General features: G+C 37.8%; 17 protein-coding genes. 6 read left to right on the top strand and 11 right to left on the bottom strand.

Going from position 1 to position 14236, the window contains the following annotated elements:
- Position 1 precedes the first annotated feature (1 nt).
- From J0L69_01860 to rplU, 9 genes are all read right to left on the bottom strand, one after another.
- Positions 2–1117, bottom strand: a complete 1116-nt coding sequence (locus J0L69_01860; protein ID MBN8691907.1) for a DUF4856 domain-containing protein — start codon at positions 1115–1117, stop codon at positions 2–4.
- 117 nt (positions 1118–1234) lie between these two features.
- On the bottom strand, positions 1235–2446 hold the full coding sequence (locus J0L69_01865) for a TCR/Tet family MFS transporter (GenBank protein ID MBN8691908.1): 1212 nt from the start codon (positions 2444–2446) through the stop codon (positions 1235–1237).
- Between the two features lie 16 nt (positions 2447–2462).
- Entirely contained in the window at positions 2463–4088 is a 1626-nt protein-coding gene (locus tag J0L69_01870) for a M1 family metallopeptidase (GenBank protein MBN8691909.1), read from the bottom strand.
- 53 nt (positions 4089–4141) lie between these two features.
- On the bottom strand, positions 4142–6331 hold the full coding sequence (locus J0L69_01875; protein MBN8691910.1) for a T9SS type A sorting domain-containing protein: 2190 nt from the start codon (positions 6329–6331) through the stop codon (positions 4142–4144).
- Positions 6332–6387: 56 nt separating this feature from the next.
- On the bottom strand, positions 6388–6819 hold the full coding sequence (ybeY, locus tag J0L69_01880) for an rRNA maturation RNase YbeY (GenBank protein ID MBN8691911.1): 432 nt from the start codon (positions 6817–6819) through the stop codon (positions 6388–6390).
- Positions 6819–7331 carry a hypothetical protein gene (locus J0L69_01885; protein MBN8691912.1) on the bottom strand — a complete coding sequence of 171 codons (513 nt, stop codon included), beginning with the start codon at positions 7329–7331 and terminating at the stop codon, positions 6819–6821. The genes ybeY and J0L69_01885 overlap by 1 nt, the downstream gene beginning before the upstream one ends.
- Positions 7332–7395: 64 nt before the next feature.
- Positions 7396–8670, bottom strand: coding sequence for a serine--tRNA ligase (gene serS, locus J0L69_01890; protein ID MBN8691913.1), 1275 nt, complete (start codon positions 8668–8670; stop codon positions 7396–7398).
- A gap of 83 nt (positions 8671–8753) precedes the next feature.
- Positions 8754–9014, bottom strand: coding sequence for a 50S ribosomal protein L27 (rpmA, locus tag J0L69_01895; GenBank protein ID MBN8691914.1), 261 nt, complete (start codon positions 9012–9014; stop codon positions 8754–8756).
- Between the two features lie 55 nt (positions 9015–9069).
- Positions 9070–9543, bottom strand: a complete 474-nt coding sequence (gene rplU, locus J0L69_01900) for a 50S ribosomal protein L21 (GenBank protein ID MBN8691915.1) — start codon at positions 9541–9543, stop codon at positions 9070–9072.
- 129 nt (positions 9544–9672) lie between these two features.
- Between rplU and gmk the strand changes: the two genes are divergently transcribed.
- A complete protein-coding gene (gene gmk, locus J0L69_01905; GenBank protein ID MBN8691916.1) occupies positions 9673–10251 on the top strand; it encodes a guanylate kinase in 579 nt (192 codons plus the stop codon).
- Positions 10252–10297: 46 nt separating this feature from the next.
- Here gmk and J0L69_01910 read toward each other — a convergent pair whose 3' ends face one another.
- The gene (locus tag J0L69_01910; protein MBN8691917.1) at positions 10298–10834 is read right to left on the bottom strand and encodes a DUF5606 domain-containing protein; all 537 of its coding nucleotides are present in this window, start codon (positions 10832–10834) and stop codon (positions 10298–10300) included.
- A gap of 36 nt (positions 10835–10870) precedes the next feature.
- A complete protein-coding gene (locus J0L69_01915; GenBank protein ID MBN8691918.1) occupies positions 10871–11872 on the bottom strand; it encodes a helix-turn-helix transcriptional regulator in 1002 nt (333 codons plus the stop codon).
- 201 nt (positions 11873–12073) lie between these two features.
- Between J0L69_01915 and J0L69_01920 the strand changes: the two genes are divergently transcribed.
- The 5 genes from J0L69_01920 to J0L69_01940 are packed head-to-tail and all read left to right on the top strand — an operon-like array spanning position 12074 to position 14213.
- The gene (locus tag J0L69_01920; GenBank protein ID MBN8691919.1) at positions 12074–12997 is read left to right on the top strand and encodes a hypothetical protein; all 924 of its coding nucleotides are present in this window, start codon (positions 12074–12076) and stop codon (positions 12995–12997) included.
- A gap of 3 nt (positions 12998–13000) precedes the next feature.
- Positions 13001–13312, top strand: coding sequence for a hypothetical protein (locus tag J0L69_01925; protein MBN8691920.1), 312 nt, complete (start codon positions 13001–13003; stop codon positions 13310–13312).
- A gap of 11 nt (positions 13313–13323) precedes the next feature.
- The gene (locus tag J0L69_01930) at positions 13324–13692 is read left to right on the top strand and encodes a hypothetical protein (protein ID MBN8691921.1); all 369 of its coding nucleotides are present in this window, start codon (positions 13324–13326) and stop codon (positions 13690–13692) included.
- Positions 13693–13695: 3 nt separating this feature from the next.
- Positions 13696–13860, top strand: a complete 165-nt coding sequence (locus tag J0L69_01935) for a hypothetical protein (GenBank protein MBN8691922.1) — start codon at positions 13696–13698, stop codon at positions 13858–13860.
- A 23-nt stretch (positions 13861–13883) separates the two neighbouring features.
- Complete coding sequence (locus tag J0L69_01940) at positions 13884–14213, top strand: helix-turn-helix transcriptional regulator (GenBank protein ID MBN8691923.1); 330 nt, start codon at positions 13884–13886, stop codon at positions 14211–14213.
- Positions 14214–14236: the final 23 nt, after the last annotated feature.

Raw genomic sequence — 14236 nt, forward strand, 5'->3', positions numbered from 1 at the left:
TTTACAATGAGTTTTTAACGCTGTTTAATCCGTAAATATTACTTAAATCGTCTTTTATCTGGTCAAGGCTGGTGGTGGTTATGTTATAAAAATTAGTCCCTAACAACGCCTCTATTTGTGAAATTTGAGTGAGTGTGATTTTTTTTGTTGGATTACATTTTAAGTTCATCAAGAATCCCTTTATTTCAGACAGATTATGGTTTCTCACCGCATCATCTGTGATGTTCAATTTCGTTGAATTCACATAGCTGATGATTGTTGCTGCAATTACTTTTTCCCAAGTGTCGCGAATTACAGTTACTTGCGCGTCGCGTGTTGTATAATCTTTATTTGAAATAGCTGCACGGCCTGTTAAAAACGCATTCATTATCGTTGAATTAATAGATAGCACCGCATTACGGTCGTTGCAATATTTTCCCCAAAAACGAATACCGGTAGTGTTGGTTGGAAAATCAACAGGTACACCAAAATAGCCAAAAGCCTCATCCCAGTGATGTTCCATATTTGTTCCTTGTCCTGCCACAACAGTAGTGTTGTCTACACCGTTTCCAATTTTAGAAGCATCCAAATAAACCGCAGTGGTCTGATAATACATTAGCGATCCCATTAATCCCTTTTCAATGACCTGTGTCCACTCAACGCCGTTCGCGTCACATAAATATTTTTTTGAAGGATTTGAAGGGCTCGTAACAACACCGGCAACGCCATTACTTCCTGCAACAGTAGACTGTGAAGCGGCTTCCAAATTATCCATATATGTTTCAAACAAAGTTTGGTCAGCTAAAAACACTTTTGATTTGATGTCTTTTCCGGATATGTTTAATGAAGCGTTAGTAAATTGACTGTTTACGTTCGCATACATGTCCTTTAATTTTTGAGCGGACACTGTTACACCTATCGTATTACCTGTATTCATATACGTTTTCATTTCAGCAACCATATCAAGACGTTGTGTTTGACCCGTATAATTTACATTAGCGAAGGTATATGATGTTGGAACAGTATAACTCGGTCCGCTCGGTTCCGGGGTTGGTTCAGGCTCAGGACCTTTATCTTTTTTACATGCTGTAAACGCCAATGCGCTTACAATTAATGGGTAGTATAATAGGTTTTTCATGGGTTTTATTTATGACACAAAGATGCCCTAAACGAAGGCATTACCCAATACCTAAAACGAGGTATTTTGACTGATTATAATCAGGTTTACATAGGGGAATACCTTAAAAAGGGTATACTAATTCATTCTTTTTAGCGCGAATACCGAAATAAACACGCTCACCAGTGTTAGGACTGCGCCCATCATAAAAGGAGCGCCAGGAAAATAAAACGGCGCGCTTGGTGCAGTAAAAAAAGAAAACAGGCTTGTCATTAATAAAGGACCAACAATGGAGGTTAAACTCACTAAGCTTGTAATAGCGCCTTGTAATTCGCCTTGCTCATTAGATGGAACGTGCCCCGTCATTAAGCCTTGCAATGCCGGCCCCGCAATACCTCCTAATGCATATGGAATCATAAACACAAACATCATCCAACCTTGTGAAGCAAAGGCAAACAAAGTAAAACCAATTACGTAAAAGAGCAATCCAACTATTACCGATTTGTTGGTGCCCAAAATTTTTGTAGTGTATCTAATCAATCCTCCCTGAACAAGCGCAACGGTCACGCCAACAAACGCAATAGAATATCCTATCCATTGCTCGTTCCAGTGAAAGCGTTCAATGGTAAAAAATGTCCAGGTTGATTGTGCCGCATGACCCGCAATATATATTAATACCATTGCCAATATTAAACCTAAAATAGCAGGGTATCGTTTCAAGTGCAGAAGTGAGCCTAATGGATTTGCGCGTTTCCAATCGAAGGGACGTCTGTTTTCTTTAGATAAAGATTCCGGTAAAATAAAATATCCATAAGCCCAATTTAAAAGTGACAATGCTGCTGCTGCTAAAAACGGAACACGAACACCAAAACTACTGAACAAACTTCCTAATAATGGTCCTACTATAAATCCTAATCCAAAAGCCGCTCCAATCATTCCGAAATTTTGTGCACGATTTTCTTCTGTGCTTATGTCTGCAATGTAGGCTGAGGCTGTTGTGAAACTTGCCCCGCAAATGCCCGCTATTATTCGTCCAACAAATAACCACCATAAATCCGGAGCAAAAAATAAAAAGAGGTAATCAATTCCTAATCCTAATAAGGAAATTAAAAGCACCGGCCTTCTTCCATAACGGTCGCTAAGCCCCCCCAATACCGGCGAGAACACAAACTGCATGATAGCATAAGCAAAAGTTAACCATCCGCCATAAGTCGCCGCCTCACTTACGTTGGAGCCTGTTAGCTGTTGTATTAAGGAAGGAACCACCGGAATGATAATTCCAATTCCTGTACAATCAACCAAAAGTGTAATGAAAATAAACAGTATCGCTTTCTTGTTTGTATTTGCCATAGGGGTTCAAAGATAATTAATTAATCTTCGTCATTTCTATATAATAATTTTCATCAGGACCGAAAGCCGTAGATTTAATTTTCACGTCCTGAAACTGAGTGGTTGGCTTTAGCATTAAACTTCCTTTGGAAGTATTAATTCTGAGCGGCATGTTAAACCCTTCCACGCAATTTGCCCAACGATAACTTAGTTTTCCCTTCTTTAATTTATACTGAAGAACCGGAATTTGTGTTGTACGAAGATATTGATCAAATACCTTTTGTAAATCCAACTTCAAATATGAAATCATAAACTCTTCTAATTGTTTAGTACTAACGGTTTGGTGATAGAATGTTTTATTGATGTCGCGCAAAAAAGCTCGCCATATTGAATCGTTATTAAGAATATAACGAATTGTATGTAGCATGTTAGAGGCTTTATAATATTTGTCTCCGGAACCATCATTATTTACTTCGTAATCGCCAATAACAGGCTTGTCGTTCAACACGCTTTTACGCGTTCCGATTACATATTCTGCCCCGGCTTTTTTTCCGAACAAATACTCTGTATATAAATTTTCAGAATACGCTGTAAAACCTTCGTGTACCCAATTATCTGCCACATCTTTTACCGAAATATTATTTCCAAACCACTCGTGCCCGGATTCGTGAACTATAATAAAATCCCATTTAAGTCCCCATCCTGTTAAGGATAAATCGCGCCCCATATATCCATTTACATAACCGTTTCCATAGGCTACAGCACTTTGATGTTCCATTCCCAAATGTGGTGCTTCCACTAGTTTATACTCATCTTCATAAAAAGGATAAGGACCAAACCAATATTCGAAACAATGCAGCATGCTTTTCGTTTGCTTAAATTGTTGCTTGGCTTTTTCCAGGTTGTAATCCAACACCCAATAATTTAACTTAAGCTCGCCCTTCTCGCCCATTATGGTATCACTAAAATGTACATACTTTCCAATATAAGGAATGATGTTGTAATTATTGATAGGATTTTTTACTTCCCAAACATAACTTGCGCTTCCGTTACTGTTTTCGTTTGCCGCTTTAAGCCGACCGTTAGAAACAGCCACAAGTCCTTCGGGAACATTATCAATTGTAAAGCGCGTACTATCAGGTTCGTCATACATGTGATCTTTGCAAGGAAACCAAACACTTCCCGCCATGCCCTGACACGCAATCGAAATCCACGGATTCTTGTTCTTGTCTTTTTTCCATATTAAACCGCCATCCCATGGTGGAATTTTTGCAACATGCGGTTTGCCATGAAAACACGTTATGATGTTCTCAGTGATAGATTTGTCAATAGCTACGTTCAATTCCACGAAGTAAGCGTCTCCATCTTTTTTCCAAACACATTTTTTTCCTGCCTGTAAAACACTATCTAACACCATTGGTGCCTGCAAATCAATTTGCATTGTTCTTCCCGATGTTAATGCTTTAAACGTAATTTTATTTCGGCCCTTAATACTGCTGTCGGAAGGATTAAAAGAAACGTTTAGATCGTAATGCAGTACGTTCCACCACTCTCGCTCTTTTGTAATCTTACCTTTAATGGAATCGGCATGTGTATATTTAGTCTTTTGTCCGAATGAAACAAAAGCTAAACCTAAAAATATATAAATAAAAAAATCCCGCATTCTTCACGAAAATACGGGATTTATTTTAAGGTAGTACTACCCTGTTTACGGGATTACTCCATGACGAATTTTTGGGAGTACGCGCCCTTCTCGCTTCTCAATTGCAAGAAATATAATCCGGACGCTTCTCCTGATAAGTCAAAATCAACCCGGTCTCTTACGTTTAATTTGCGCTGAATTAATTTTCCTTCCTGATTATAAATTGTTGCCTCATACGCCTCGTTGTCTCTGTTGTTTAATGAGACTGTTATTTTTCCGTTACTAGGATTTGGATATACAGTCGCGTTAATTGAATTTAATTCATTGATAGATGCGGAAATTATATTAACTACCAGCTTCGCCGTATCGCTATTACAGCTGTTGCTGCTGATTAATGTAATGGTATAAGATCCGTTTGCCGTATACGTGTGTGCAGCGTTTACACTTGTTGCAGTTCCTCCATCTCCGAAATTCCAGTTGTTCGCGGTGGTATTTACGGAAAGATTGGTTACGTTAACTGTTGTTCCACTTACGGACAAACTAAACGAAGCATGAGCTTTCATGCCGCTCGTGCTATTGGCTGTATCAGCAATTCCTTCACTCATGTTATAATACGAGCCGCTTGGTGTAGTCTCTAATTTATAAGCTCGCACCATGTATTTATAAATTCCCTTATATAAAAGACAATTATCGGTATAAGTTGTGCCTGCGATTAGAACTGAATTAATTTTTACATAACTTGTGTTGGTATCATTTTTCATGTAAATGTTGTAACCTAATACGCCCGGCTCTGGCGATGCTGTCCAAGAAATATTACAATTGTTCCCAACTTTTGTAGCCACTACATTAGAAACAGGAGCCACTACATCATTACGCAAGGTTGGGTCGCCCATTAATCCGTGATGAATCCAACGTCCGGTAATTCCGGTTGGACTGCTAAAATACAAAGAGCCAATACTGTTTTGTGTTAACTTAACCCCATATCCAATGTTTTCGCCAAGTCCCATATGATGTAATTGGTAATGTACGCGGCCCGACCAAACGTTCGTTAAAACTTTTCCTTGAGCAAGTGCGGCACGTAAAAAATTATTTTGTGAGTCCCAATCTCCAAAGTAAGAACCAAATAACATGGTGAACACACCTTGTAAATTAGCTGTAGAGAAATTTGTTGTATTACCAATTCCGGAAGCACTGGTATAAGTTCCGCCGCCACAACCATACGACCATTGATAATTATTTCCGGTCATACTTGTAAAATAATCGGCCGCTGTAATGCTTGAAGTTGGTACCATGCACGCAGCGTTTTTATAACCGCTCGCTGCAAAAGCTTCTCCGCTAAAGTATCCGAAATTATCATCAATAACAGCACGTTTCACTACAGTAAAAACTTTTTTACGATAGTCGTGGTCTTTATCAAGATAGTTTTTTAAAAGTTGTGTTTCGGTAAGTGTAAAAGTAGTGAGATTAGCAAAATCGGCGCGACCTACCTGTAACTCTAAATCGCTTGGAATAACGCTTTGATCAAACTTTCCATCAGCAGGATTATTTTGTGTGCGCGCCGGCGAAGCAGTTGTTGATGTTACGGATACATCGGTCCACACGCCATTAACATCCGCGTAATACGTATCCGTTGGCCAGGCTCCCAAATGATCGGGATGACCATCCGGATTAATATTTCCGCTATAAGGTACAGGGACGTGGCCTACAATAAAAACAGCTTTTGTGTTAGTTGGATCAAGGGCATAATCCGCCTGAACAAAAGAACGAACATGTTGCGGAGTAGCAGTGCGCAGTACGTTATGTCGTAACACATCCCAGCCATCGCCTTCCAAATCTTCTTGCAAGCGCTTTAGTTCTGTATTGAGCGAGGTAATAAATGTACTATCCACTAATAATATCAATTTCCCGCGATATTCTGTAACAGGAACATTAATTCCCGAATTAATATATCCGTAGCCGGTATAGCCGCTTCCTGAACGGATGACGCGGTATTCGTAATTAGTTCCTACACTAACCGTATTGTCGACATACTGGTTAACTGTTCCGGTAAGGGTGGCTAATGCCACACCCCATGAGGTAGCTGTTTTTAACTTGCGAAAAATCTGATACGATGTTGTGGTGGTGTTCCCTACCCAATTCAAAGTTATTTGTGGCGTTGATGTTTGAACGGTTGCATTGATTTGAACCGCGGCATCGGCGCTGGATTGTGCGAAGGATTCAAGAACAAAAATAGATGAAAGTAAAAAAGTAAAGAGTTTCTTCATTTGTTAGTGTTTGAGAAAAACAAATGTAAAATAATTAGATTCAAAAACAAGAACGCTCACTCATTTGTGAGTGCGTTAAAAACACGCAGCGCTTTGTCTTCTTGCTTGCGCATATTATCTGAATCGATTTTGGTTTTGTCTTTATAACCGCAGAGGTGTAAAACTCCATGAATGATCACGCGATGTATTTCGTCTTCAAAAGTAGTCCCCATTTTTTTGGCGTTCTCCTCTACTCTATCAACACTAATAAAAATTTCGCCGCTAATCTTTTTGTTTTCAGAATAATCAAATGTAATGATGTCGGTATAGGTATTATGTTTAAGAAACTGCCGGTTAATTTTCAGCAACTCTTCATCGCTCACAAAAACATAGCTCAAATCGCCAACAGATCTTTTTTCTTTTGCGGCTACTTTTTCAATCCACTTTTTAATCAAAGCCGATTTTTTTAGCTTGAACTTATCTTTATTATTACTGAATACAATAGCCATTAGTCGATTTGCGAGTCGGCCACTACGGTTGGAAGAGCGCCGTTATTAATAATGCGTATATAATCTTCTGTTCGCGGCAAGCTATTGCGATAGCTATTAATGCTTAAATTAAGCGCTTTGATGTTTTGTTCAATAACACCAATTAATTCTTCCGCGTGATTTTTTTCGGTTGAATAAAATGATTGCAAGGCGTTTTGCTGAATGTTGTTTTCTCTGGCATCGAGAGAAAGTTTATGAAGCTGGGCAATGCTCAACTCTGTTTGCTTTATTAACTCGGCCTTTGACAAATTAAATTGCCGGATGGTTTTTCCTGAATTCAGAAACAATTGAATCGCTGTCGCTTCGGGTTTGTTGAGTGTATCTTTAATGTTGGATTTTAAAAATGCTTCATACGTTTCGAACTTTGAGAAGGCGCTTACCTCAATGTTTTTTTCGGCGCGCAACAATTCGTTGAGCTTAACCTGCAATACAACCTTTGTACTATCAATGGTAGAAATTTCTTTTTCGTACATGTTTCTACGGCCGCAGTTTGTAAAAACGGTCAACAGAACAAGTATTGAAAACAAAAATCTCATTTTAGTTTATAGTATCAAATCCCGCATAAGGAATCAGCGCCTTTGGTAATTTAATTCCCTCCGGTGTTTGATTGTTTTCTAATAAGGATGCCACGATGCGAGGTAAAGCCAAAGCGCTACCGTTTAAGCTGTGTGCCAATTGTGTTTTTCCGTTAACATCTTTGTAACGGCATTTTAAACGATTGGTTTGAAATGTTTCGAAGTTTGAAACTGAGCTTACCTCTAACCAACGCTGTTGTGCCGCGCTCCATACTTCCATATCATAGGTTAAAGCAGAAGCAAAACTCATATCTCCTCCACATAACTTTAATGTGCGGAATGGTAATTCAAGTTCTTTCAAAATTCCCGCAACGAACTCGCGCATTTGCTCAAGTGTTTCGTATGATTTATCCGGGTGTGCAATTTGTACAATCTCCACCTTATCGAATTGATGCAAACGATTTAATCCTCTAACGTCCTTCCCATAACTCCCCGCTTCTCTTCTGAAACACGGTGTATATCCACAATTTTTTATTGGCAAATCACTTTCCTTTAATATCACATCGCGATAAATATTAGTGATAGGAACTTCAGCCGTTGGTATTAAATACAAATTATCAATTTGCACATGATACATTTGTCCTTCTTTATCCGGTAGTTGTCCTGTACCATAACCGCTATCTTCATTCACCATAATCGGCGGCTGAATTTCGAGATAACCGTTAGATGTTGCTTTATCTAAAAAATAATTTATTAAGGCCCGCTGTAAACGAGCGCCCTTTCCTTTGTAAACTGGAAAGCCCGCGCCGGTTAATTTTACGCCTAATTCAAAATCAATTAAATTATATTTTGCTGCCAACTCCCAATGAGGAAGTGCGCTGCCAGGAAGATTAGGTTTTTCACCGTGCTCAAACACAACCGCGTTGTCTTCTGGTGTTTTTCCTAACGGAACAGAAAGATGCGGTGTGTTGGGAACCTGCACTAACAGCTTTTGAATTTCTGCTTCAATCGCTTTTAATTCTTCATCCAGCTGTTTTTCTTTTTGCTTTAACTCTGTAGTTTTTGATTTTTGTTTCTCAGCCTCTTCTTTTTGGCCGCTCTTCATTAACTCACCAATTTGTTTAGCAATCACATTCGCTTCCGCTTTAACTGCGTCGCCGTCTTTTTGTTTCGCACGACGGTTGTTATCTAACTCAATAACTTTATTAATGATGCTTTCTGCGTCTTTAAAATTTTTAATAGCTAAGCGTTTAAGAACTTCGTCTTTGCTGTCGCGGATATAATTTAATTGTAACATAATAGTTTGTGAGTGTAAAAATAAAAAAGCCGCGAGAAAACCCTCGCGGCTTTTAATAATAATTATTAGCGTTCGGGTTTTTCTTATGCTTGCGCAGGAACAACCGAAACGTACGATTTATCGTTTCTTTTCTTTCTGAAAACAACAGTACCGTCAGTTAACGCAAACAAAGTATGATCTTTACCCATACCTACGTTTTCGCCCGGATTATGCTTAGTTCCGCGCTGACGAACGATGATGTTTCCGGCGATACAAGTTTCGCCACCGAAAATTTTAACGCCTAAGCGTTTGCTGTGTGATTCGCGACCGTTCTTTACTTTACCTTCGCCTTTTTTGTGTGCCATTTTTTTTAGACTTTAAGAATTTAGATTTACTAATCTATATTCGGTTATTAATCTTTTATTTTTTTGCGGTTTTCTTTGCAGCCGCTTTTTTAGCAGGAGCCTTTTTAGCAGGAGCTTTCTTCTCTGCTTTCGGAGCTGCTACTTCTTTTGTTTTTTTAGCAGGAGCTTCAACTTTAGCTTTCTTCTCAACTTTAATTTCGTCTTTTAAAGTTTCGCCCTTACCTAAAATTCCTTGAACTAAGATTTGTGTGAAAGATTGACGGTGGTTGTTCCATTTCTGGTAACCTTTACGGCGTTTCTTTTTAAACACGAATACTTTGTCACCTTTACGGTGCTCGATTACAGTGGCTGCTACTTTAGCGCCATCTACTGTTGGGTTACCTACTGAAATTTTACCGCCGTTGTCAATTAACAATACGCGATCAAATTCCAATTTATCACCCTCATTAGCCTCAAGGCGGTGAACGTATACTTTATTTCCACGTTCCACTTTAAACTGTTGCCCGGCTATTTCTACAATTGCATACATGGGTTCTTTGTTTTTAATTAATTTTTAAATTGGGAGGGCAAATATAGCGCATTTAGCGTGAGTTACAAACTTTTTTAACAATAATCGGGGTTTTGAACAATTGGGCTGTTTTTTAGCGTATCTTTGGGCATGGAAACAGGAAAACTGGTTATTTTTTCAGCCCCCTCAGGATCTGGTAAAACCACTATTGTCAGACACTTACTAAAAGTAATGCCGGATAAATTAGCCTTTTCCATTTCTGCCACCAGTCGCCCTAAACGCGGCGTTGAAGAAAACGGCAAAGACTACCATTATTTATCTGGCGAGGAATTCAAGAAAAAAGTGGATGCCGGGGAGTTTTTAGAATGGGAAGAAGTATATGCCGGCGTGTATTACGGTACCCTCAAAAGTGAAGTAGAGCGTATTTGGGCCTCAGGAAAAAATGTGATTTTCGATATTGATGTAGAGGGTGGATTAAATTTAAAAAATCAATTTAAAGATAAGGCACTCGCGGTTTTTGTTATGCCGCCGAGTATAAAAATTTTAGAAGAAAGGTTACGGTCGAGAAGCACTGACAGTCCGGAAAGCATTGCGCGCCGGGTAGCAAAAGCAGAGAAAGAATTGAAAACCGCTGAATTGTTTGACACATTTATTTTAAACGAGCATTTAGAAACTGCATTAGCAAAAGCCGAAAAAGTAGTCGGTGATTTTCTAAGCAACACCAAATAAAAATCCCGCTCTAAGGCGGGATTTTTAATATATCTCATTCTTAAAATTAAGCTGATCCTGTTTTACGAACACCCGCTGCTTTCTTAACGCCGGCACTTGTCTTAACATTTTTGCCTGTATCTTTTGTTGTTTTTGCCGCTACTTTCTTTGTTTCAGCTTTAACCACTTTTGTTTCTTCAGCAGCATCTTTCTTTTCTTCTTTCTCTTTCAGATTACCTGTAGTTTGAAGAATGGTATACCAGCTGAATAATTTACGCATATTGCTTACATAAACGCGCTCCTTATCGTAATCCGGTAAAATTGATTTGAAGTAGGCTTCAATTTCTTTATCGTCGGCCTTGTGATTAACACAAGGTCCGCCTTTTTCCTTTTCGAAAATAGCTGTGATGATTTCTTCGATAGGCTTATCTTCTCCTGTTGTATACATACCAATATCCGCCAATGTAGAAACTTTGGTAGAAGAATAAATATTGCTGCGCTTTTTATCGCTAAGCCCTTCAATGATAATTCCGTTTTTTGACTGGGCAATAATTTTATAAAGACCCGGTTGTCCTGAAATAGATATAATACCTGTTAAATCGATCATGTTGTAAAAATTGGATTACAAATGTAGTGTTTTTTACAGATTCTTAATGCGTTCGAATGAATTATCTATGTTTTTATACATTTTGCTAAAGAACTGAAAACGTTGCTTTTCGGCCACACCGCTAATTAATGTGCTTTTTTTAATGATGTTTTTAACCCAGTGCTCTGTTTCTTCACAAAACTCATGATTGTTTGTGGTTAATGAATTAAGCGTGTTAAATGTGATGTAAGCATATCTGGCCGGACCCGTATTAATATAAATACAGTTAGTGCCTAATACAACCTCGCTGTTATACAATAATAAATTTTCTTCTTTACTGCTTACTTCTTTTCGGCCCGACTCAGCGCACTTTTCTAAGTATTGAGCCATTGTGCGGATTTCTTCGATAATTTCTAATGCATCATTCTTGTTTTTAAATACACCGCTATCCACATAAAATTCAACTTGCTTTAAAACTGTATGAATTGTTTCATGAGTCCACACTTCAACGCTTGGAATTTTTTTGTATTCTTCCAATGCGCTCATGGCTAATTTTACCTGGTGTTCAGGAACAATGCCAAATTCAAATTTTTTTCCTTGATAATCCGGAACATTCAATACGCTTCGCTGCCAATAAAATAATTTGAACTGAGTAAGCTTATCCGAAAAAAACGAATAAAACAGCGGCACTTCTTCCGCTATGTATGTGATTTTTTTATCACCAAATGATCCTATAGCCTTCACGTGCCCATAAATTCTATTTAAATATTTATCGAAGTTGTCTGCGCTATCCGTTAGTTTAGTATACGCAAAGGTTACTGTGTCTCCCAGATTAGAAAAAATACCGTCAATAGAAATATTGTACTTTTTAGTCAGCTTGTAAACTTCATCAATGCTTAAATCGGTTTCTCCGCGTATACGGCGATAAGCACTGTCTGTACTAATTTCTAATAAGTCTGCTATTTCTTCCGCTAAACCAACATTTGGCGGTAAGCTTTCTTTTAACTTCTGAATGAAGTGTGTTTGAATCGGTAACGATTTCAACGTTTTTGCCATATTAATTTTCGGGTGAATTAAGAATTAAAGGTATTGATTTTTGTGAAAAAGCAAGGAGGTTTTTATGGCATTTGCAAAAATCGCAAAAGCCACGCAGAGCTGTGTCCATTTAGTTCACTTCATCGCAATAAACCCGCATTTACGATAGCGTTTGGCGCAAATCCTTTTCAGTAGGTCTTGATGCTGAGATAGTTTTGGGGTATGAAAATGAATGAAATAAATCAAAGAACAAAAGCAAAACACTCGCTCTGTTTTTTAGCAATCTCATTTGCTGTTGTAACATGTTTTAGTCAGACCACCACCTTAAAGTCGATACATAAAGACTTAACTGAAAAAGCATACATAGCAACACCTGCCTTAGGTACAGTTGAGCCAACCGTTTTTGAAGCAGGAATTATGCCAAGTAAATATTTCGATTTATATCAAAACAAAATTGGTGTGGCTGCCAACTTTCGTTTAATTATCCGAATGCTAAACACACGCTCTTTACCCATTAATGCACCAAGTTATATGCCGGATGTAACTTTTTATTCTCTTCTAAACAAAAAAGATTCTTGTGCCAACATTGCAATACTTACACTTGGCCATCACTCAAACGGACAAGATCATGCTTTCTACAACCCTGAAGGTGGGGTAAATCTTGTTAATGGAAACTTTTCTACAAACTACTTAAGGGCTGGAATTATAAAAAAGACATTTTCTAAAAAACACCAAAACACTACCTATTATAAAATCGCCATTGAACAACATTTAAACATTGATCGAAATGTTGAGTTAAATGGTAAATATGGATTCACGCGATTAAAGACGGGCATTAAATCTGTTAATAACAGTCTTAACCGATTTATTAAAAGAATAAAGGAAAACAACTATGTGTCTGCAGAATTAAATACGGATTGGATTTTCGATAAGCTAATCGGAATAAAAGCAACAGACGCTTCAAAAAGACTTATCACCTCATTAACTCTTTCGTACAAACCTTCTTTTTGTAAAGACTTTTCTTTATTCGTGCAGAGTTATCGCGGACAAGATTATTATAATATTCATTTTGTAAAAACACTTTCGTTTGTGCGCTTTGGTTTAAGCGCAGAACCATCTGCCCTTATTAATGCTTTAAAATCATAATATATGCTTATTAAAATTGCTTTTACATCGCTCGCTGTTCTAACCTTTTTACCACAGACAGAAACAAACAGCCATTATAAAGACAGCGCCGTAATTGTTCGTCAGCAAGGCCCGGATAAAAAATATTTCAAAAGCTGCAAAGGACAAAACATTATAATAATATATGATGAGAATTGGAAAATGAAAACCGTCTTTTTGGATGGAAAAATCAATGGTTCCCCATACGTTCCGGGATTTTTCGACACGAAATGCCCAATTAACAAAAGTTTACTTAGAATGATTTCTAATGATTCACTAAAAGCAAAATCAAACTAAAAAAATAAATCATGAAAAAACAACTACATTTTATTTTACTCTCTGCCCTAATTCTATCGTGCCAAAAAAACACGAAGGAACCGGCTAAAGAAAACACAGCACACGAACAACATGACAACGGAAATTATGGCCCCTACGGCAAATACAGCACGTGGAAAAGTATTGCCGGCGACAGCTCGTTTACCACAAACCTCACGTTACGCTGGTATCATGTACAAGCGGAATTGCCGTGTAATATTCATTATTATGAAATGAGTTATCCATTGTGGAACTGTTTCGATCAAGACTTTTCTGCAAGCGAATGTGTTTCGGTTAATGATACACTCATTATTAAAGACAAGGACACAAACAAACAAGCCGTATTCATTAAACAAAAATAAAACATGAAAACATCATCTATTAAAAAACTCGGAATAGGAATGTTGTTTACTCTGATAACAATCGCAACTATAGTAGTAGTAAAAAACAATCTTAAAGTGATTAAACACGAATGCATTACAAACGCTACGAATGAAAACGAAGCTCTTTTTCTTTCAATATTTCACTAACAAAAAAAAACAAACACAAACCTATGGAAACAAAAATCCACATCGGACAAATTATCCGAAACGCCGTAAAAAGCAAAAAAATGACTGTAACATCTTTTGCGAGCAGCATCAATTGTACAACCCGCAACGTGTACAAAATTTTTGATAAAGAAAGTGTTGATACAGCCTTGCTTGAAAAAATCAGCCGCGCGCTTAATCAAAACTTTTTTGTACACTACTTAAACAAAGAAGATGTAGAAATGCTTTGTAAGGAGAGATCTTCCTCTCCTGCGTTAAGTACCGATACCGGTGTTAAAACCAACCCTTATAAATTACACGAAACCATGCTTTCAAATGAGCGCCCAAGGATTTAATGTTTTATGTTTTGTTTGCCTGA

This window comes from Bacteroidota bacterium (assembly GCA_017303905.1).
Classification (GTDB): domain Bacteria; phylum Bacteroidota; class Bacteroidia; order B-17B0; family Aurantibacillaceae; genus JAHEYG01.